Genomic DNA, 19,333 nt, shown 5'->3' with positions numbered 1-19,333 from the left:
TCGCGGCTGCGCGTGGCGCGCCGTGGCTCGCCGTCGCGTTCGTCGCGGGCGTGTTCTGCTGCGGCATCGGCTTGCGCCTCGTGCCCGGCCTGCTGCCGGGCAATGGGGCCTCGATGGTCGCTGCCGCGCAGCCTGCGTCGCCGTGGGTAACGGCGGCCGCCGGCTATCAGGCGCTCTATTCGCGCGATACCGTTGCCGTCACGACCGATCCCGCCGTGTCCGCGAGAACCGTCGCCGACGTTCGGCAGATCGACGGCCTGGCCTTGCGGGTGCCCGACCTGAGCGCGCAAGGTTTGACGTTCAAGCGCGTCCAGCGGCTACGCTTTCACGACAGGGCGCTCGTGCAGATCGTCTATCTGCCGAAGACGGGCGGGCCCGTCGCGCTGTGCGTCATGAAGGATGCGAAGCCGGACCAGGCGCTCGCGGAGCAGAAGATCGAAGGCATGGACGTCGTCACGTGGCGTCAGGCCGAATTGGGCTATGCGCTGATCGGCACGGCAGGCGACGTCGATCTGAACGCGCTCGGCAAGGTGATCGCCGGACACGCCGTCGACGCGATGTTCGGATGGACGCCCGTTCTCACGCCGAGCGTCGCGAGCTGACTGCGATGCGGCCCGTTCTTCGCGCGAACGCACGGCGAATCGGGGCGCGTCGCGCCGCGCGCGAACGCGTCGCTATACTTGAGGGTCAATGCCGCGAAATGACCGCATGCGGGCGGTGCGGCACTCCTCACCAGGGCTCGAGCGTATGAAGGTCGACGATACCGTGCTGATGGCATATGTCGACGACGAACTGTCGCCGCAAGAACGTCAGCTGATCGAAGACGAACTCCGCGCCCATGCGGAGCTCGCGGACAAGGTCGCGCTCTTTCAGGCCTCGCGCCTGCCATACCGCGGCGCCTTCGCCGCGCAGAAGCTGCCGCCCGTGCCCGCCAGTCTCGTCAAGCGTGTCGACGATCTGATCGCGCGCAGACGGAAGCCGCGCAGCAGCCCGTCGCCGCCGCGTCTTCCGCCGCAAGCGGCGCCAACGATCCCGCCATCGGACACAGCGCCGCCCTGCCGCCTTCCCAGCCCGTGCGTTCGCGTCTGCGCATCGCGCCTGCCTGGCTCGCCGTTGCATTCGTCGGCGGCGCGTTCTTCTGCGCGCTCGCGCTGCGGCTCGCGCCCGGCGTTGGGCTTGGCACGGGCACGAGCATCGTGGCGAACCCGTCCGGCGGCGCGCCCGGCAGCGGCACAATGGCTGTTGCGTCGACGATGGCCTCGCTGCCGTGGGTCCAGGTCGCGGCGAACTACCAGCAGCTCTATTCGCGCGACACGGTTGCCCACATGTGGCCCGACGTCTCCGACGCGCAAAGCACCGTCGACGAAATCCGCAACGAAGACGGCATTGCGTTGCGCGTGCCCGATCTGAGCAAGGCGGGCTTGCGTTTCATCCGCGTGCAGCGCCTGAAATTTCATGGCAAGCCGCTCGTGCAAATCGTCTATCTGCCGAAGACGGGCGACCCGGTCGCGCTGTGCGTCATCAAGGAAGACAAGGCGAACCAGGCGGTCGCCTCGCAGCGCATCGACGCAATGAACGTCGTGACATGGCGCGAAGCCAGCCTCGGCTATGCGCTGATCGGTCCGTCCAGCGCCGGCGATCTGGTGCCGCTCGGCAAGGAGATCGCCGAACGACACTTCGATCCGCTGTTCGGATCAGTTTGACGTCGCAAGCGCCTTCGCGCGCTTTATCCGGCTGTGCCTTGAACGCGTGTGCTCGCATGAACGTCGTGCGAGCGCCGCGCCATTGCGAAATCAGATGGAATAGCCCGAAGTTGCCAGGTGTTGTATTCCAGAAGCGCTGCAAACACAGATAGCGCACGACCCGACCGACGGGGGTATCGGCGCACGCGGGTTTGCGCCGCGATGGATACGGAGTACACATGCGCATTGCCATTTTCACTTTCAGCGATCGGTTGTTCGATCAGATCAGTCAAGCATTCGAACAAACGGGCACTTCCTGTACGCGCTTCACCGACGAGCTTGCGCTGATCCGCTTCCTGCAGCGCGACAGCGCGGCGCTCGTGATTGTCGATGCAACGCAGCGCCAGCTACCCGCGCTCGCGACGCTCACGTGGCGCGCCTGCCACTTTCGCACCAATCTGCCCGTGCTGATGATCGGCTGTTCGTGGGACAGCGATGCCGTCGTCGAGGCGCTGGACGCGGGCGTCGACGAAGTCGTCATCGGCACGGCGAACGTCGACGAGATCATGGCGCGCGCGCGGCGCTCGATCGCGCGCTGCCGCGGCACGCGTGTGATCGACCGGTTGACGGTGGCCGGCTACACGATCGACCGCTCGGCGCGCACGGTGAGCTTCGGCGAACGGCGCGTCTCGCTGACCGCGCGCGAACTGAGCCTCGCGTGGCTGCTGTTCACGAACGCGGGCACGCCGATGACGCGCGAGCAGCTGGCGCGTGCCGTCTGGGGCAAGGACGCTGATCTCGCGGGCCGCTCGCTCGAACAGCACATCTACAAGCTGCGCTCGAAACTCGCGCTCGACAGGCACGATGGGCCGCAGTTGAAAACGATCTACTCGCTGGGCTATGTGTTCGTCGCGAGGTCGCGCGAAAGTGTGGAACCGTGGATCGAACGTGACGAACGCCGTGGCGAAGGCCGCGATAAAAGATGCCGCGAGGCGCTCGCGCCGCTGGCTGCTTGAGCGGTACGCTTGCCGGCATTGTGCGTGCGCGCTGTGTCGGCAAGAAAATCCGGCAGCATCGGCAGACGCCGCCTACACTCGAATTCGCGCCGATGTTCAACGGCCCACCCGAATGCGAGGAGCGTGCCTGTCATGGTTACGGACATCAAGCGGATCATGGTAATCGGCGCTGGCTTTGCCGGCCTGTGGAGCGCGCTCGGCGCCGCGCGCAAGCTCGACGAACTGGGCGTGCCCGCGCGCGAGGCCGAAGTGGTCGCGATCAATGGCACGCCGTATCACAGCATCCGCGTGCGCAACTACGAGCAGCCGCTCGACGCTACGCTCGTGCCGCTCGCCGACGTGCTCGAGCCAGCGGGCGTGCGCAGCATTCAAGGCATCGCGCGCTCCATCGATCTGCCGAACCGTCGCGTGGAAATCGAAGCGGACGCGCAATGCCAATGGCTCACCTATGACCGCCTGATCCTCGCTGCCGGAAGCCAGCTTGCGCGCCCCCCGATTGCGGGCTTGAGCGAGTTCGCCTCCGACGTCGATACGTACGCGGGCGCAACGCGTCTGCACGACCATCTGCTGCAGTTGGCGCGCATGCCGGGGCCAGCGGAGCGGCTGAGCGTCGTCGTGGTCGGTGCGGGGTTGACGGGCATCGAACTGGCCGCCGAGATGCCCGCGCGGTTGCGCAGTCTGTTCGGCGAGAAGGCGCGCGACGGCATTCGCGTCGTGCTCGCGGACCGTTCCGCGAGGATCGGGCAGGCAATGGGCGGTGCCCAGCCCGTCATCGAAGCAGCGCTGCTTGCACAAGGCGTCGAACTGCGGCCCGGCGTGTCGCTTGAAGCCGTGACGCGCGACGGCGTTCAGCTCACAGGCGGCGAGCATATCGCGGCCAACACTGTCGCCTGGTGCGGCGGCATGCGCGCGAGCCCGCTGACGGCGCAGCTTCCCGTGACGACCGATTCGTTCGGACGCGTGCCCGTCGACGCTTTCTTGCGCGTCGAATCCGTGCCCGGCGTGTTCGCGGCGGGCGATTGCGCGCGCATCCTGATCGACGGCGAGCGGCCGTCGATCATGTCGTGCCAGCACGCGCGGCCGATGGGACGCTTTGCAGGCCACAACGCCGTCAGCGATCTGTTCGGCGTCGACATGCTGCCGCTGCGCATCGACTGGTACACGACGATACTCGACCTCGGTCCGTGGGGCGCCGTCTACACGGAAGGCTGGGAGCGCCGCCTCGCTTCGCAGGGCGCGCCCGCCAAAGCGACCAAACGCACGATCAACTGCGAGCGCATCTATCCGCCGCGCACGAAGCAGCGCGACGATATGCTGCAGGCGGCGGCGCCCGTCATTCAGACGCCGCCGTACACGGTTCGCGAATCGGATTAGCGTCGCCCGGAACCCGGTGCACGCTTTCAGCGGATCGGGCTCAACGGTTCAGCGTATCCGACGGCGATTCGTTGAATTCGCGCCGATAGCCGTTGATGAGCGTCGAGCGGTTGCTGACGCCCCATTTGACGGCCGTCGCGAGAATGCCGTGCTCGTGCGCGCTGTCCTGGCCTTCGAGTTCGGCGCGGATGCGCTCCATGCGCAGCCGGCGGATGATCTCCGTCGGCGTCGAGCCAAGGCTCGCCGCGAACGCGCTTTGCAGCGCGCGGTCGGTTACGCCGATCTGCGCGGCGATCTCGCGAATCGACAGATCCTTGCGCTCGAGGTTGTCGAGCAGATAGCGATATGCACGCCGGTAACGCGCAGGCAGCCGCGCGCCGATATCGTCGAGTTGCTCCGGCGCGCGCGCGGTCCGCTGACCGTAGCGCGCCAGCGCGACCGCTTCGTCGCGGATGCAACTGACGGCCGCGAGCGCATATCGCGTGTACAGCTCCAGCGATTCGCCGCTGCGTCCCTCGACATGGCGCAGCTTCGCGAGGCAATACAGGTATTCGAGCTGCCTGTGGCTTTGCGGCATGCGCACTTCGGCCGTCAGGGACGTGAGCATCGACTCGGCCAGCGACGTCGCGCCGCCCACGAGACTCGCCAGCACGATCTCGATGCGCACCACGCTCTGATAGTTCTGGATGCCCTGCTTGCCCGCCCATTCCGCATGGGCGATCAGCGCGAGCCGCGCGTCGCGCTCCCCACCCGCAAGTTGCGCGAGCAGTTCGAGAAATTCGATGCGCTCGCGCAGCAGCCGGTCGTCGATCGACCCTGTCAGCACGCGCAGCGCAACGGGCCGCTGCGGTGCGATATCACTCGTCAGATCCACTTGCCAGTAGATGTGATCGGACAGCGCGGCGTGCGAGCGCAACTGGCTTTGCGCCTCGACATCGACACGCACGGTGCTCAGCAGCCGCTGCCAGCCGGCGGCATGGCTCACCTGCGCGGCCGATTCGTCGAGCAGGTCTTCGAGCGTATCGAGCGCGGCACGCGCGTCGCGCAGACGTCCGACGCTGAACAGCACGCCGAACGCGCCGAACAACGCGTCGAGCCGCTGCGCCGCGCTCGCGCAGGGATGATCGGCGATCCGCATGAAGCATGACATCGCGGTGCCGTAGCGGTAGCGGAACAACGCCTGCCAGCCGGCGTTGCGCCACGACACGAAGCGCATCGCGTCCTTGTCGTCGCGCATGCGCTTTTGCGCTTCGCGAAACGAATCGTCGGCATCGACTTCCATGCCCAGCGACAGTTGCAGATCGCCCTGCAATTGCAGCAGCGCGGCAGGCGACGCGTCGTCGTCGCTCTCGACGAGACGCTGCACGTGCGCGGCGGCTGCCTGCACGTTGCCGTGGCGAATCAATTCGACGACGCCCGATGGCGCCGACGGCGCGTTGAGCATCGACAGATACGGAAAGTAGAAGGTAGCGAGCATGGCGAGTTCCGTCATAAGACGCGTGCAGCGAGCGGCGCAAGCCGGGCGACGCTGCGTAAGCGCGTTGAAGCGGCCGCGACTTCATCGACAAAGCGTCGCGGCAATGCAATGCAATGTACGCATATACGAATGTGACATTCTCAACAATCGGACCAACGCGGTGAGCTTGAGCAAAGTTGAGAATCGGCGTTCGGGGCAGAGACGCGCAGAATCAGGCGCCGCGCTAGAATGCCCGTCTGCATGGAGAGCCGAGCCAATGGATTTACGCACCGATCTGGATTTCTTCAAGCTGCTGACGGGCAGCTATGCGCGCCTTGTCGGCGCGGAACTCGTCGCAGGGCATCAGCGCGCGGAAGACGCGGCTGCCTGGCTGTATCACGACGCGCCATTTGGCTTGCTCGCCCACAATACGGCCGAAGACCCTGTGTTCGTGTATGGCAACCGTCGCGCGCAAACGCTGTTCGGTTACGACTGGGACGAATTGACGGCGCTTGCGTCGCGTCTTTCGGCTGAAGCACCCGAACGCCGCGAGCGTCAGGCATTTCTCGATCAGGTGACGCGCGACGGCTTCGTCACGGGCTATCGCGGCGTGCGCATCGCGAAGTCGGGCAAGCGCTTCTGGATCGAACGCGCGACCGTGTGGCAACTGATCGACGAGCACGGCACACTGCGCGGGCAAGCCGCGATGATTCCGCAGACGACGTCGCTGTTGGAATAGGCTCTCGCGCGTTTGATCGTTGTATGGCTTCTTTTTCGGCGCGTCAGGGTCCGCGCCGCCGCACCGCTTTTTTCAACTGCTGCGCTCATTTCAGCGCCATCTGCGTCTTGTCGGCGGCCGCGCCCGACAGTAGATTCAACGATACATTTCCCATCGCGAACGCGCCGCCAATCCTGTCGGCTGCCGTTCCCGATTCACTTGCGAGAGCGTCGAGTGCGCTTGCGCTGCCGTCCAGGTCAACCCCATGTATCAGTACAACGAGTTTGACAAAGCTTTCCTGCAAGCCCGCGCCGCCCAGTTCCGCGACCAGATCGAACGATGGCAGGACGGCAGGCTCCCTGAAGATGCATTCCGGCCACTGCGGCTGCAGAACGGCTGGTACGTGCAACGGCACGCGCCGATGCTGCGCGTCGCTGTGCCCTACGGCGAGTTGTCGAGCGCGAGCAGCGCGTGCTGCGCGCGTCGCGCGCGAATACGACGCGCCCGAAGCGGACGTCTACCGTCGCGCGCTCGATGCGCAGCGCGCGCTCGGCACCATCCGTCTGCCCACGCATCACGCACACTTCACGACGCGCACCAACGTGCAGTTCAACTGGATTCCGCTTTCCAAAGCGGCCGATGTCATGGACCTGCTGGCCACCGTCGACATGCATGGCATCCAGACGAGCGGCAACTGCATCCGCAACATCTCGTGCGACGAGCGCGCAGGCGTCGCGCCGGACGAAATCGCAGACCCGCGCCCGTTCGCCGAAATCATGCGTCAATGGACGACCATGCACCCCGAATTCGCGTTCTTGCCGCGCAAGTTCAAGATCGCGATCACGGGTGCCACCGACGATCGCGCTGCAACCGAATGGCACGACGTCGGCCTTCGCCTGCGTTACGACGCGAATGGCGAACTCGGCTTTCGCGTGACGGTCGGCGGCGGCATGGGACGCACGCCCGTGATCGGCACCGTGCTGCGCGAGTTCCTGCCGTGGCAGCACATCATGAACTACATCGAGGCCGTGGTTCGCGTGTACAACCGCTATGGCCGGCGCGATAACAAGTACAAGGCGCGCATCAAGATTCTCGTGAAGGCTGAAGGTCAGACCTATATCGACGAAGTCGAAGAGGAGTTTCGCCAGATCGTCGAACTCGACGGCGGACCGCACACGATCCCGCATGCGGAACTCGAACGCGTCAGCGCGTATTTCGTGCAGCCTGTGTCGTCATCCGTCAACAAGCCGTCCGACCCGCATGCGCGCGCATCGATTCACGACGCGGCGGCAAAGCATCCCGCGTTCGCGCGCTGGCTGGAGCGCAATGTGGCGCCTCACAAGAATGCGTCGTTGCGCATCGTCACGCTGTCGTTCAAACGCCTGTTGCAGGCACCCGGCGATGCATCCGCCGATCAGCTCGATCAGGTCGCCGATCTCGTCGACGCTTTCTCGGCAGGCGAAGCCCGCGTCACGCATACGCAGAACATCGTGCTGCCGTGGGTCCATGAAAACGACCTGTTTGCATTGTGGGAAGCAGCGCGCGGCGTCGGACTCGCGAGTGCGAACGTGCACTTGCTGACGGACATGATCGCGTGTCCGGGCGGCGACTTTTGCGCGCTCGCCAACGCGCGCTCGCTGCCCATCGCGGAAGCGATCACCGAACGCTATCAGGATATGGACGAACTGGAAGACATCGGTGAAGTCGATCTGCACATCAGCGGCTGCATCAACTCGTGCGGACATCATCACAGCGGACACATCGGCATTCTCGGCGTCGACAAGGACGGCGCCGAGTGGTATCAGGTGACCCTCGGCGGATCGGATGGCTCACATGCAAGCGGCCAGGCACAGCCGGGCAAAGTGATTGGCCCGTCGTTTTCGGCGCACGAAGTGCCCGACGTGATCGATGCCGTGCTGCGCACCTATGTCGAACATCGAAGCGCATCCGGGCCGCGTCAGGAGACGTTCATCGAAACGGTGCGGCGCATTGGGCCCGATCCGTTCAAGCTGGCTGCCAACGCGGTCCGCACGCCCATGGAGGTGTCCGTATGAACGCGCAGGTACGCATCCGCATTCTCGGCGCGGACGATCATCGCGCCGATGCCGTCGAACGTGTCGTGACGCTCGATAACGACGCCGATCCGCTCGCGTCTCGCGACGCGATTGCCATCGCGCAACGCGTCGAGCTTTGCTTTCCGGATTTCACCGACGGCCGCGCATTCAGCCAGGCCTATCTGATCCGGCGGCGCCTCGGCTTTACAGGCGATCTGCGCGCGACGGGCGATGTCCTTGCCGATCAGTTGGTCCAGATGGAACGCACGGGCTTTACGAGTGCCGTGCTGAAGGAAGGTGTCGATCCCGCCGATGCGAAACGTCAGCTTGAGCGTTTCGCATCGTTCTATCAGGGCGATGTGGTTCGCGAAGCGCCTTTCAGGCAACGCGAGGCATAGTCGAATCGTCGCGCCTGTTTTTGCCGAGGCTCGCGTTGTCCCTTGCGGACAACGCGAGCCTCGTTCATTGCAGACGGTCAATCGCGCGCCAGCGCACGTTCGACGGAAATCTGCGTTGGCATCATGTTCACGTTCGCGTTATGGATCACCCACAGCGAACCCGCCACGATAATCGCAATCAGCAACGCGGTGCAGATGAAGATGCCCGTATTCGAACGCTGATCCGCCGATGAGCCCAGGTGCAGGAAATAACGCAGCTGCACGACGAGCTGCGCGACGCACAGCACGACAACGGCCGTCAGCCCCATCGACTTCGGCACGAGATGCGCCATCACCACGCCAAACGATGCAAACGTCAGCGCCAGTGACAGCAGCATGCCGACCACATAGCTCGTCACACTGCCGTGCGAAGCATTCGATTCAGATGTTTTGCTCATAGAAATTCACGCAGATAAACAAGGCTGAACACACAGATCCATACGAGATCGAGGAAGTGCCAGAAGAGGCTCAGGCATGCGAGACGACGTTGCGTCACAGGCGTCAGGCCGAACTTGCCGACCTGATGCATCATCACGGCGATCCACAGCAGCCCGCTCGTCACGTGCAGACCGTGCGTGCCCACCAGCGTGAAATAGCCGGACAGGAATGCGCTCGTCGAAGGGCCTGCGCCGTCGCCGACCAGCTTCGCGAACTCGAACACTTCCATGCCGATGAATCCCGCGCCCAGCGCGAACGTCGCCGCGAGCCAGCGAATCACGCTGCTTCGACCGTTCGCGTGCATACTCAACATGGCCATGCCGAATGTGAAGCTGCTGGCGAGCAGCAGCAACGTCTCGCCGAGCACGTAGGGCAACTCGAACAGCTGCCTGCCCGCAGGACCGCCCGCCGTCGCGTTGGCGAGCACGCCGAACGTCGCGAACAGCGTCGCGAAGATCAGGCAGTCGCTCATCAGGTAGATCCAGAACCCGAGTGTGGTTCGCGTTCCGCTGTCGTGAGCGTGGTCGTGGTCGTAGCCGTGCACGTCGTGATGATCGCGGGCCTGATAGGTCGATACGCTTGTCATGGTCAGACCATCTCCGCAGTTTGCTCGTTACGTTCGTTGTCGATCTTTGCGTAACGCTCGTTCTCGATACGCGCCACTTCCGCAGCGGGAACGTAGTAGTCGACATCCTGATCGTACGAACGCGTGATGAAGGTCGCGATCATGCCGACCAGGCCGATTGCCGCGAACAGCCACATGTGCCACACCATCGCGAAGCCGAACAGCAGGCTGAATGCGGCGATGATGAAGCCCGCCGCCGTATTGCGCGGCATGTGGATGTCTTCGTACTTCGCGGGCCTTGTATGGACGCGCCCCGACTGCTTGTTGTCCCAATGCTGCTCCAGCGACGTAATGACGGGAACGTGCGCGAAGTTGTAGAACGGCGCGGGCGAAGCCGTCGACCATTCGAGGCTGCGTCCGTCCCACGGATCGCCCGTGAGGTCGCGATACTGCTCGCGCCTGTAGATGCTCACGGCGAACTGGATCAGCAGCGCAAGAATGCCCATGCCGACGATCACCGCGCCGATCAACGCGACGATCAGCCACGGATGCCACTCGGCGACCGAGTAGTGGTTCATGCGGCGCGTCATGCCTTCGAAACCGAGGATGTACAGCGGCGTGAATGCGAGCCAGTAACCGACCAGCCAGCACCAGAACGCGACCTTGCCCCAGAACTCGTCGAGCGTGAAGCCGAACACCTTCGGGAACCAGAAGCTGATGCCCGCCAGACACCCGAACACGACGCCGCCGATGATCACGTTGTGAAAGTGCGCGACGAGGAACAGGCTGTTATGCAGCACGAAGTCCGCGCCGGGCACGGCGAGCAGCACGCCCGTCATGCCGCCCACGGCGAAGGTCACCATGAAGCCGATGGTCCACAGCGTCGACGAGTGGTAACGGATGCGGCCGCGATACATCGTGAACAGCCAGTTGAAGAGCTTCACGCCCGTCGGCACCGAAATGATCGACGTCATGATGCCGAAGAACGCATTCACGTTCGCGCCCGAGCCCATCGTGAAGAAATGGTGCAGCCACACGAAGAACGACAGAATGCCGATCGAAGCCGTTGCATACACCATCGACTTGTAGCCGAACAGCGGCTTGCCCGAGAACGTCGAGATGATTTCCGAGAATGCGCCGAATGCGGGCAGAATCAGGATGTACACCTCCGGGTGACCCCATACCCAGATCAGGTTGATGTACATCATCGCGTTGCCGCCAAGCTCGTTCGTGAAGAAGTGCATGTCGAGATAGCGGTCCATCGTCAGCAGCGCGAGCGTGCCCGTCAGCACGGGGAACACCGCGACGATCAGGATGTTCGTGATCAGCGCCGTCCAGCAGAACACGGGCATCTTCATCAGATTGAGCCCCGGCGCACGCATGCGCAGGATCGTCACGATGAAGTTGATGCCGCTGAGCGTCGTGCCGAGGCCCGACACCTGCAGCGACCATATGTAGTAGTCGACGCCCGTCGTTGGACTGTAGCCGAGTTCGGACAACGGCGGATACGCCACCCAGCCCGTCGCCGCGAAATCGCCGACGAACATCGAGATCATCACCAGCACCGCGCCGACTACCGAGAGCCAGAAACCAAGCGAATTGACGAACGGATACGCGACATCGCGCGCGCCGAGCTGCAGCGGCACGACCACGTTCATCAGGCCGAGAATCAGCGGCGTCGCGACGAAGAAGATCATGATCACGCCGTGCGCGGTGAAGATCTGATCGTAGTGATGCGGCGGCAGATAGCCCGCCGCGTCACCATAGGCGATGGCCTGCTGCGCGCGCATCATGATGGCGTCGGCGAAGCCTCGCAGCAGCATGATCAGCGCAAGAATGACGTACATCACGCCGATCCGCTTGTGATCGACGGACGTGATCCATTCCTTCCAGAGATAAGTCCACTTGCCTGCATACGTGATGGCCGCGAGCAACGCGAACCCGCCGAGCATGACGGCGCCGAGCGTGCCCATGATGATGGGCTCGTGATACGGAATCGCGTCGAGCGTGAGTTTTCCAAACATATCCATTACTCCGATACCAAAGCCGCGTGCGAGGGCAAGCGGGCCGGCTTCACCATCATGTCCGCCGTCGCCGTCGTGCAGATCGGGCGGCCCGACGCGTCACGCATGTACTGGAACGCGATCCCGTCGAACAGCCCCGGCGCAACATTGCTGTAGAGCGCCACGGGATTCTTTCTGCTGGGCTGCTGAAGCACGTCATACGCGGCGACGCTCAACGCTTGCGGCGACGCTTTCGCGCGCGCGACCCACGCGTCGAAGTCGCCGCGGCTCCTGACCACCGTGCTGAAGTTCATGTCCGAGAAGCCGGGTCCGCTGAACGCCGACGAACGGCCCGCAAACGTGCCCGTGCTGTTGGCGATCAGATGCAATTGCGTCTGCATGCCGGACATCGCATACACCTGGCTGCCCAATTGTGGAATGAAGAACGAGTTCATCAGCGATTCCGCCGTCAGGCGGAAATCGACAGGCGTATCGACGGGCAGCGCAAGCTCGTTGACGGATGCGACGCCGTAGTCCGGGTAGATGAACAGCCACTTCCAGTTCAGCGCGACCACTTCGACGCGAACCGGCTTGACGTCGGACTCGAGCGGCTTGTATGGATCGAGGCTATGCGTTGTCTTCCATATCAGTACGGCAAGGGTCGCGACGATCAGGCAGGGGATGGCCCACACGACGACTTCGATCGTGGTCGAATGCGCCCACGTCGGCGCGTATTTCGCGCCTGTGTTCGATGCGCGATAGCGCCACGCGAAATACAGCGTCAGCGCGATCACGGGTATCACGACCAGCAGCATCAGGCCGAGCGCGATCAGGATCAGGTTCTTTTCCTGTACGCCGATGTCGCCTTTCGGATCGAACAGGACCATGCTGCATCCGCCGAGCAGGCTTATGGCCCCAGCAGCGGCCAGGCGTCCCGCCGCAGGCAGATGTCTTCGTATGGAGTGAGAGAGGGATGGATGTCCCGATGTGGGGGGAGGAGCCCCGCGTGTAGGTGGCGTGCGCATGCTTGTCAGGTTGGTTGCCGGGTTTCATAACACCATGCATGTATCCCCAACGGGCACTCACGCGGCCGCTCCGCTCCTGCTATCCGCTATCGGCTGGCCGAACGGGCATGGCCTTGTGGCGGATACATACATAGGCTACGTCGGCGCATGCTAGAGTAAGACATAGGCCATACATTTGCGACAAGATGCCACACATACCCTCTCGGAAGCGCGCCGCGCAGCGGCCGGACTGGATCACGGATTTCACGGACAGCGGCAAGGCGCGCTACCAGCAGATCGTCGATCTGATCGAGCGCGCCGTCGCCGACGGCAAGCTCAATCCGGGCGACCGCCTGCCACCGCAGCGCAAGCTCGCCGAACTGATGGGCGTGGACCTCACCACCGTCACGCGGGGCTTGACGGAGGCGCACCGGCGCAACCTGATCGAATCGCGCGGCCCGCTCGGCACCTTCATCGCGCCGCCAAAGGCGACGTTCATGCAGCAAGTCGATCTGAGCATGAACATCCCTCCGCCTCCCGCCGGCGTCGACCTCGCCGTCCTGCTCAAGCGCGGGCTTTCGCAGGTGCTCGTGCGCAGCGACATCGACCTGCTGATGACCTATCAACTCGGCGGCGGCAGCGACACGGACCGGCAGGCGGGCGCCGCATGGCTCGAACCGATACTCGGCCGCGTGGAGCGCGCGCGCGTCGTAGTCACGCCGGGTGCGCACTCGGCGCTCGCGGCGCTGATGCTCACGCTCACGAAGCCCGACGCACGCATCTTCACCGAGCAGCTGATCTACCCGGGCCTGCCGCTGATCGCGCGGCAGCTTGGCCGCTCGATCGAACCGATTGCCTGCGATGCGCACGGAATGCAACCCGACGCGCTCGACGCAGCATGCGCAGCCGCACGCGGCGGGCTGATCTATCTGAACCCGACCATCCGCAATCCCACCGCGCAGACCATGCCCGAGCGGCGTCGCAAGGAACTCCTCGCGGTCGCGACGCGCCACGATGTCCCCATCGTCGAGGACGATCCCTATTGGCTCTTCGCCGACGACGCGCCCCCACCGCTCGCGAGTCTCGCGCCGCAGCAGGTGTATTACCTTTCCACGCTGTCCAAGTGCATCTCGCCGGGCTTGCGCGCGGCGTTTCTGGTGTTGCCTGCCGCCGCGGATCAGGATGCGTTCTTGAAGGCGCTGCGCTCGCTCTCGCTGATGTCGCCGCCTTTGACGACGTCGCTTGTCACGCAATGGATACTCGACGGCACGGCGTCGGAAGTATTGGAAGGCATCCGGCAGGAATCGAAGGAACGGTTGCGGATCGCCAACCAGATTCTCGCGAACGCGAGTGGCGCGTCGTGCAGCGGCGGCATCCATGTATGGCAGCCGTTGCCCGCGCACTGGGCCGCGCCCGCCCTCGCGGCTGCCGCGCGCACAGAAGGACTGGTGGTAGCGCCAGCGTCCGCGTTCAGCCAAAGCGGCGAGGCACCGAACGCCATCCGGATATCGCCGGGAGGACGTGTGCGGCGCAGGGATCTGACTTCGGCGTTGAGAAAGCTCGCGGATCTGCTCGCGAGCACGCCATCCGCCGACGACCGCGACCGTCTGCTGATCTAGCGCGCGAAGCGCATCGCGCGAGATCTGCTACGCCGAAAATACGATCAACTGCTGCTGTACGCAGCCGCTGCGTGCACGAATAATGTTGTCAACGCGCTTCGGAGCATTTCCTTCCTCCTTTTAACCGAAGCGCGTCGGGATCACTGCGCGAGTGCCCGCGGCCCTCGGCCCTCAACCCGCAGAGCTTGCAGCGAAGAAGCAACCAGCGTGGCAAGCACTAAACCCTGGCGCCCACACAGGCGCCGGGGTTTTTTCTTTCAGGATCGATGCCTTCCCGAATCAGCGCATGCCGCCGCTTGCAACGAGGTGCTCGCCCGTCAGCCAGCCGGAGTCGCCGGAGGCAAGGAACACAGCGATCGTCGCGATGTCGCGCGGCTGACCGATGCGGCCCAGCGGCGTCATGCTGACCGCCCACGACTCGAAGTCCGAGCCGATGATGCCCGCTTCGTGCGTGCCTTCCGTGGCGATCACGCCCGGATTGATCGAGTTGACGCGGATCTGGCGCGGGCCCAGTTCGCGCGCCAGCACGCCCGTGATCGCATCGACGGCGCCTTTCGTGCCGCTGTACACGGCGCTTGCGGCCGGCGTGAAGGTCGACACGACCGAGCTGATGTTGATGATGCTCCCGCCTTCCTTCATGTGCTTGGCGGCGGCCTGCGTCGTCAGCAGCAGGCCCAGCACGTTGACATTGAACTGCTTGTGGAATTGCTCCTCGGTGACCTCTTCGATCGGTCCGAGCTGGTAGATGCCCGAGTTGTTGACGAGAATGTCGATGCCGCCATACGTTTCGACGGCCGCATTGATGATGCCTTGCGCTTCGGCTGCTTTCGAAACGTCGCCGCCGACCGCGATCGCCTTGCCGTTGGCCGCCGTGATTTCGGCGACCACGGCATCGGCTCCCGCCTTGCTGCTCGCGTAGTTCACGACGACCGACGCGCCTTCCGCCGCGAGCGCCTTCGCAATACCCGCGCCGATGCCCTTCGATCCGCCCGTGACGACGGCTACCTTCCCTGCAAGCTTGCTCATGATCTGCTTCCTCAATCGATTTGATTCCGTTGGACGGGGCCGGCAGTTCAAGAACCGGCCGGCCTGCGATGGAGTGAATGTAGACAGATGATCCGCCGCGATAAAGCCGTCCGCGGCGAATTGACTTGAAGGATCTGGCGAACAATCGAGACAACGGACTGGATGCCGGCAACCGATCCCGCGTGGATTCTAGCGCCCGCGGCGAGAGCGCGCCCGGCAGGGGCCGCGTCTGGGGCGACGGGCGACGGGCGCCGGAGGCTGCGGCTGCGGCTGCGGCTGTGGCTGCGGCTGTGGCTGTGGAATAGCCGGGAAAGCGGAAGGCGGCGACGCCATGCGCGCGCCGCCCCCAAACGTCGCATTCATGCGATGCCGCGTGGCCCGACTCGGGACTCAGGCGGCTTCATCGGTCGCGCTGCCGCGCACCAGCAGCACGGGACACGCCGCCATGCGCACGACACGCTCCGCGACGCTGCCCAGCATGAGCCGTTTCACGCCGCGCCGGCCATGCGTGCCGAGCACCACGAGTTCCGCACCGATGCGCGCCGCGCAACGGTTGAGCGCCTGCGCGATGTCATCGTTCAGCGGCTCCGTTTCGATCAGTTCGACGGTGCACGCGACGCCCGCTTCCCTGCACAGCGCTTGCACGCCCTCCAGCGCGCGGGCACCATCGTTGCGCAGCGCCTCCGTCAACACGACGGGATCGTAATAGCCCGCATCGCTGAAGAATGGCGTCGTGTCGACGACGAACACGGCGTGCACGGTGCCGCTGGTCAGCGAGGCCATTTTCACGGCTTCCTGCGCGGCCTGCCTCGATGTCTGGCTGCCGTCGACGGCGACGACGATCTTCTTGTACATGACCCCGCTCCTTGAAATATCCGAAAAGCCCGAACGCGAGATCGCATCCCTGCAAAGGCGTGGACGATCGCGCGCAGCGTCGCTACATGACCCATTCGGCTTCGCGCAACTTCGCCAGCCGGCGGCGCAGCTTTTGTCCGAAACCCTGACGCTTGGTCCCGTCGGTGTGCCGATGCAGGTCGCGCGCCGTGATCGCGCATACGGCAAGCGGCGCCTTGCCCGCCGCCTTCGCCATCTGTTCGAGCGCCGGCCGGCTGCCACGCGCGCCGAGCGAGCAGAACAGCGCGACATGCCGGATCTGCGCGCGCTGCGCCTTCAGCCACGCCAGCGCCGGTGGGGCGGCGCCCCTCGCCCACACGGGCGCGCCGACGACGATCGCGTCATACGCGGATACGTCATGCAGCGGCGGCAGGACGTCCGCCGGCCGGTGACGCAGCGCGTCGATCAGCGAGCGCACGTAGCCGCGCGCGCCCAGGCGCATTTCGGCCGCGCGGCGCTCGCGGATCGCTTCGATATCCGCGCCCAGTTCAGACGCGAGCATTTCGGCGATCTGCCGCGTCGTACCGCTGCGCGAGTAGTACACGACCAGAATCCTGCATTGCATGACGACCTCTCCAACACACTCTCCGGGTTCACGACACTTCGATCAGCACCTTCAACGCATGCGTGCTCGCCGCGCGCGAGAACGTCTCGTAGGCCGCGAGCATGTTGTCGAGTGGGAAGCGGTGCGTGATCAGCTGTTTCGGATCGAGGCGCCCCGCGCGCATGGTTTTCATCAGCATGGGCGTGCTGACGGTGTCGACGAGCCGCGTCGTGATCGCGATATTGCGGTCCCACAGTTTTTCCAGATGCAGGTCGCACTTCACGCCGTGCACGCCGACATTCGCAATCGTGCCGCCCGGCGCGATCAGCGCTTCACAAAGCTCGAACGTGGCGGGCACGCCGACGGCTTCGATCGCGCAGTCCACGCCCGTCGATTCCGTCAGCGCGAGCACCTGCGCGACGGGGTCGCCGTGACTGTTGTCGATGCACGCCGTCGCGCCGAAACGGTGCGCGACATCGAGCCGGTTCGCGTCCGGGTCGATCATGATGATCTGTGCGGGCGAATAGAACTGCGCCGTCAACAGCGACGCAAGGCCGATCGGTCCCGCGCCGACGATCGCCACCGTGCTGCCCGGCTGCACCTTGCCGTTGAGCACGCCGCATTCGAAGCCCGTCGGCAAGATGTCGGACAGCATCACGAGCGCTTCTTCGTCGAGGCCGGGCGGAATGCGATACAGACTCGTCTGCGCGTGCGGAATGCGCACGTATTCGGCCTGCGTGCCGTCGATGCGGTGGCCGAGTATCCAGCCGCCCGTCGTGCAATGCGAGTACATGCCGCGCCGGCAATAGTCGCACTGCCCGCACGACGAAATGCACGACACCAGCACGTGATCGCCGGGTGCGAGACCGCTGACGGCGCTGCCCACGCTGTGCACGACGCCCACGCCTTCATGCCCCAGAATGCGCCCGGGCTCGCAGGTCGGCACGTCGCCTTTCAGGATGTGCAGATCGGTGCCGCAAATGGTCGTACGCGTCATCCGGACGATGGCATCCGTCGGCGCGGACAGTTCGGGCATCGGGCGCTCGTCGAGCGACTTCTCGCCGGAACCGTGATAAACGAGTGCTTTCATGAATCGTTCTCCAATCGGGGAGTTCGGGATCAAGCGGATCGCACCCCGCCCAATCTAGGCGAACGTAGCCGCGCCGGGTTGACATCGATCAAACGACGCCGAGTCGGCGCTCAATCCAAGCCAATCGAAGCCAATCGGAGTCAATCCGAGTCAATCCGAGCCAGTCGGGTCGCGATCCGGGACCGCTTGATCTGCATCAATCGGCACGCCGGACCGGCCACTAGACTCGACTGCATTGCGGGCCCGTCTGCCCGCTCACGTTTCCTGGTTTGGGAGCAACGGCGATGACCTGTAAAAGCATCCTCGTGCAACTCGACGCGGGCGTTCACGCACATGCACGCCTCGAAGTCGCACTGCGCCTCGCGCATCAGTTTCATGCAAGGCTGACGGGCCTCTTCGCGAGCTACATGCCCGACCCGCGAGCGTTCTTCGTGATGGCGGGCACGGCCGACTACTACGTGGCGCACGAGCGGCAGCGTCTGGAGCGCGCGGCCGCTCTCGAGCGCCTGTTCCATGCGGAGACCGTGCGCGCGGAGGTCGACAGCCGCTGGCTCGCGGCCACGGGCAACGCCAACGAGTTCGTGCCGCCGCACGCCCGGCTGGCGGACCTGATCATCGCGGGGCAGGATGATCCGGACGATCCCGAATCGTTCGTGGCCGACCAGTTCATCGAACATCTGCTGATGTCGGCGGGCCGGCCCGTGCTGCTGCTGCCGGCCAGCGGATCTGCCGCGACGCCCGGACAGCGCGTGCTGGTCGCGTGGGACGGCAGCCGCGAAGCCACGCGCGCCATTCACGACGCGCTGCCGTTTCTCGCCCAAGCCGCCGACGTCACGCTGCTCACCGTCAACGCGATGCGCAGCGAGCCGCCCGGCTCGCGCCTGCCCGGCGCCGACATCGCGCTCACCTTCGCGCGTCACGGCGTGCACGTGAACGTCCGCGAAGTGACCGTCGAAAGCGACACGCCGATCGGCGACGTGCTGCTGTCGCAGGCCGCCGACACCGGCTGCGACCTGATCGTGATGGGCGCGTACGCGCATCGCGGCTGCACGAGCTGGTGCTGGGCGGCGCGACGCGCACCGTGCTCGCCTCGATGACCGTGCCCGTGCTGCTGTCGCACTGAGCGTCTTGCCGAAAAGGAACCGACATGAGCTACAAGACCTTGCTCGTCCATCTCGACGATAGCCGCCGCTGCGAAGCGCGCGTTGCGTTGTCGCTAGAACTCGCGCAACGCTGGGATGCGCATCTGATCGGCCTGTACGTCGTCTGCCAGGACATGTTCCGGCCCATGTACGGGCTGCACGCGCCCTTGTCGCCCGCGCGCGCCGAGGCTCAGGAAGCGGAACGCCGCCAGCTGGCCGAGGACGCGTTTCTCGGCGCCGCCGAACGCGCCGGCCGCAGCGCCGAATGGCG

Annotated in this window: 19 protein-coding genes and 1 pseudogene; 10 read left to right on the top strand and 10 right to left on the bottom strand. The window is 64.9% G+C overall.

Features of this window, described 5'->3' with window-relative positions:
* A partial coding sequence (locus H3V53_RS38625) for an anti-sigma factor (RefSeq protein ID WP_473766672.1) occupies positions 1-602 on the top strand: 602 nt, incomplete at its 5' end.
* A 127-nt stretch (positions 603-729) separates the two neighbouring features.
* Here H3V53_RS38625 and H3V53_RS38620 read toward each other — a convergent pair.
* Complete coding sequence (locus tag H3V53_RS38620) at positions 730-1,017, bottom strand: hypothetical protein (RefSeq protein WP_336602333.1); 288 nt, start codon at positions 1,015-1,017, stop codon at positions 730-732.
* 56 nt (positions 1,018-1,073) lie between these two features.
* Between H3V53_RS38620 and H3V53_RS38615 the strand changes: the two genes are divergently transcribed.
* From H3V53_RS38615 to H3V53_RS38605, 3 genes are all read left to right on the top strand, one after another.
* Entirely contained in the window at positions 1,074-1,703 is a 630-nt protein-coding gene (locus H3V53_RS38615; RefSeq protein WP_336602332.1) for an anti-sigma factor, read from the top strand.
* Positions 1,704-1,921: 218 nt separating this feature from the next.
* On the top strand, positions 1,922-2,698 hold the full coding sequence (locus tag H3V53_RS38610) for a response regulator transcription factor (RefSeq protein WP_336602331.1): 777 nt from the start codon (positions 1,922-1,924) through the stop codon (positions 2,696-2,698).
* 132 nt (positions 2,699-2,830) lie between these two features.
* Positions 2,831-4,072, top strand: a complete 1,242-nt coding sequence (locus H3V53_RS38605) for an NAD(P)/FAD-dependent oxidoreductase (RefSeq protein ID WP_336602330.1) — start codon at positions 2,831-2,833, stop codon at positions 4,070-4,072.
* 40 nt (positions 4,073-4,112) lie between these two features.
* Here H3V53_RS38605 and H3V53_RS38600 read toward each other — a convergent pair whose 3' ends face one another.
* Complete coding sequence (locus H3V53_RS38600; RefSeq protein WP_336602329.1) at positions 4,113-5,549, bottom strand: helix-turn-helix transcriptional regulator; 1,437 nt, start codon at positions 5,547-5,549, stop codon at positions 4,113-4,115.
* Between the two features lie 256 nt (positions 5,550-5,805).
* Between H3V53_RS38600 and H3V53_RS38595 the strand changes: the two genes are divergently transcribed.
* From H3V53_RS38595 to H3V53_RS38585, 3 genes are read left to right on the top strand one after another with little or no spacing between them, the layout of a single operon-like run.
* Positions 5,806-6,267 (top strand): MEKHLA domain-containing protein, encoded by a 462-nt coding sequence (locus H3V53_RS38595; RefSeq protein ID WP_336602328.1) that lies wholly within the window; start codon positions 5,806-5,808, stop codon positions 6,265-6,267.
* A gap of 23 nt (positions 6,268-6,290) precedes the next feature.
* The gene (locus H3V53_RS38590) at positions 6,291-8,300 is read left to right on the top strand and encodes a nitrite/sulfite reductase (RefSeq protein ID WP_419539726.1); all 2,010 of its coding nucleotides are present in this window, start codon (positions 6,291-6,293) and stop codon (positions 8,298-8,300) included.
* A complete protein-coding gene (locus H3V53_RS38585; RefSeq protein WP_336602327.1) occupies positions 8,297-8,698 on the top strand; it encodes a DUF934 domain-containing protein in 402 nt (133 codons plus the stop codon). Before H3V53_RS38590 ends, H3V53_RS38585 begins: the two co-directional genes overlap by 4 nt.
* A 77-nt stretch (positions 8,699-8,775) precedes the next feature.
* On the opposite strand, the gene cyoD is transcribed toward H3V53_RS38585, so the two are convergent.
* The 4 genes from cyoD to cyoA are packed head-to-tail and all read right to left on the bottom strand — an operon-like array spanning position 8,776 to position 12,768.
* On the bottom strand, positions 8,776-9,135 hold the full coding sequence (gene cyoD / locus H3V53_RS38580) for a cytochrome o ubiquinol oxidase subunit IV (protein ID WP_336602326.1): 360 nt from the start codon (positions 9,133-9,135) through the stop codon (positions 8,776-8,778).
* Entirely contained in the window at positions 9,132-9,761 is a 630-nt protein-coding gene (gene cyoC / locus H3V53_RS38575) for a cytochrome o ubiquinol oxidase subunit III (RefSeq protein ID WP_336602325.1), read from the bottom strand. Before cyoC ends, cyoD begins: the two co-directional genes overlap by 4 nt.
* Before the next feature lie 2 nt (positions 9,762-9,763).
* Entirely contained in the window at positions 9,764-11,764 is a 2,001-nt protein-coding gene (cyoB, locus tag H3V53_RS38570; protein ID WP_336602324.1) for a cytochrome o ubiquinol oxidase subunit I, read from the bottom strand.
* A gap of 5 nt (positions 11,765-11,769) precedes the next feature.
* Positions 11,770-12,768 carry a ubiquinol oxidase subunit II gene (gene cyoA / locus H3V53_RS38565; RefSeq protein ID WP_419539725.1) on the bottom strand — a complete coding sequence of 333 codons (999 nt, stop codon included), beginning with the start codon at positions 12,766-12,768 and terminating at the stop codon, positions 11,770-11,772.
* Positions 12,769-12,953: 185 nt separating this feature from the next.
* Between cyoA and H3V53_RS38560 the strand changes: the two genes are divergently transcribed.
* Entirely contained in the window at positions 12,954-14,366 is a 1,413-nt protein-coding gene (locus H3V53_RS38560; RefSeq protein ID WP_336602323.1) for an aminotransferase-like domain-containing protein, read from the top strand.
* A gap of 279 nt (positions 14,367-14,645) precedes the next feature.
* On the opposite strand, the gene H3V53_RS38555 is transcribed toward H3V53_RS38560, so the two are convergent.
* From H3V53_RS38555 to H3V53_RS38540, 4 genes are all read right to left on the bottom strand, one after another.
* On the bottom strand, positions 14,646-15,392 hold the full coding sequence (locus H3V53_RS38555; RefSeq protein WP_336602322.1) for an SDR family NAD(P)-dependent oxidoreductase: 747 nt from the start codon (positions 15,390-15,392) through the stop codon (positions 14,646-14,648).
* A 390-nt stretch (positions 15,393-15,782) separates the two neighbouring features.
* Entirely contained in the window at positions 15,783-16,247 is a 465-nt protein-coding gene (locus H3V53_RS38550) for a universal stress protein (RefSeq protein WP_336602321.1), read from the bottom strand.
* An 82-nt stretch (positions 16,248-16,329) separates the two neighbouring features.
* Complete coding sequence (locus tag H3V53_RS38545) at positions 16,330-16,851, bottom strand: flavodoxin family protein (protein WP_336602320.1); 522 nt, start codon at positions 16,849-16,851, stop codon at positions 16,330-16,332.
* 28 nt (positions 16,852-16,879) lie between these two features.
* A complete protein-coding gene (locus H3V53_RS38540; protein ID WP_336602319.1) occupies positions 16,880-17,920 on the bottom strand; it encodes a zinc-dependent alcohol dehydrogenase family protein in 1,041 nt (346 codons plus the stop codon).
* A gap of 284 nt (positions 17,921-18,204) precedes the next feature.
* On the opposite strand from H3V53_RS38540, the pseudogene H3V53_RS38535 reads away from it, so the two are divergent.
* Together H3V53_RS38535 and H3V53_RS38530 are read left to right on the top strand one after the other, a co-directional pair.
* Positions 18,205-19,043: pseudogene (locus H3V53_RS38535) on the top strand (universal stress protein).
* Positions 19,044-19,067: 24 nt separating this feature from the next.
* Positions 19,068-19,333 (top strand): universal stress protein (locus H3V53_RS38530; RefSeq protein ID WP_336602318.1); only part of this gene is annotated, 266 nt, incomplete at its 3' end.

The sequence above is a fragment of the Paraburkholderia bengalensis genome (genome assembly GCF_037126505.1).
Lineage (GTDB): Bacteria > Pseudomonadota > Gammaproteobacteria > Burkholderiales > Burkholderiaceae > Paraburkholderia > Paraburkholderia bengalensis.
This window is presented reverse-complemented; position numbering and strand designations above follow the sequence as displayed.

Excerpts from the sequence above, each read along its gene's own strand:
- H3V53_RS38595 (WP_336602328.1), top strand. The coding sequence starts at position 5,806 with ATGGATTTACGCACCGATCTGGATTTCTTCAAGCTGCTGACGGGCAGC.
- H3V53_RS38585 (WP_336602327.1), top strand. The coding sequence starts at position 8,297 with ATGAACGCGCAGGTACGCATCCGCATTCTCGGCGCGGACGATCATCGC.
- H3V53_RS38610 (WP_336602331.1), top strand. The coding sequence starts at position 1,922 with ATGCGCATTGCCATTTTCACTTTCAGCGATCGGTTGTTCGATCAGATC.
- H3V53_RS38555 (WP_336602322.1), bottom strand. The coding sequence starts at position 15,392 with ATGAGCAAGCTTGCAGGGAAGGTAGCCGTCGTCACGGGCGGATCGAAG.
- H3V53_RS38560 (WP_336602323.1), top strand. The coding sequence starts at position 12,954 with ATGCCACACATACCCTCTCGGAAGCGCGCCGCGCAGCGGCCGGACTGG.
- H3V53_RS38545 (WP_336602320.1), bottom strand. The coding sequence starts at position 16,851 with ATGCAATGCAGGATTCTGGTCGTGTACTACTCGCGCAGCGGTACGACG.
- cyoC (WP_336602325.1), bottom strand. The coding sequence starts at position 9,761 with ATGACAAGCGTATCGACCTATCAGGCCCGCGATCATCACGACGTGCAC.
- H3V53_RS38600 (WP_336602329.1), bottom strand. The coding sequence starts at position 5,549 with ATGCTCGCTACCTTCTACTTTCCGTATCTGTCGATGCTCAACGCGCCG.
- cyoD (WP_336602326.1), bottom strand. The coding sequence starts at position 9,135 with ATGAGCAAAACATCTGAATCGAATGCTTCGCACGGCAGTGTGACGAGC.
- H3V53_RS38550 (WP_336602321.1), bottom strand. The coding sequence starts at position 16,247 with ATGTACAAGAAGATCGTCGTCGCCGTCGACGGCAGCCAGACATCGAGG.
- cyoB (WP_336602324.1), bottom strand. The coding sequence starts at position 11,764 with ATGTTTGGAAAACTCACGCTCGACGCGATTCCGTATCACGAGCCCATC.
- H3V53_RS38590 (WP_419539726.1), top strand. The coding sequence starts at position 6,291 with ATGGCTTCTTTTTCGGCGCGTCAGGGTCCGCGCCGCCGCACCGCTTTT.
- cyoA (WP_419539725.1), bottom strand. The coding sequence starts at position 12,768 with ATGCGCACGCCACCTACACGCGGGGCTCCTCCCCCCACATCGGGACAT.
- H3V53_RS38605 (WP_336602330.1), top strand. The coding sequence starts at position 2,831 with ATGGTTACGGACATCAAGCGGATCATGGTAATCGGCGCTGGCTTTGCC.
- H3V53_RS38540 (WP_336602319.1), bottom strand. The coding sequence starts at position 17,920 with ATGAAAGCACTCGTTTATCACGGTTCCGGCGAGAAGTCGCTCGACGAG.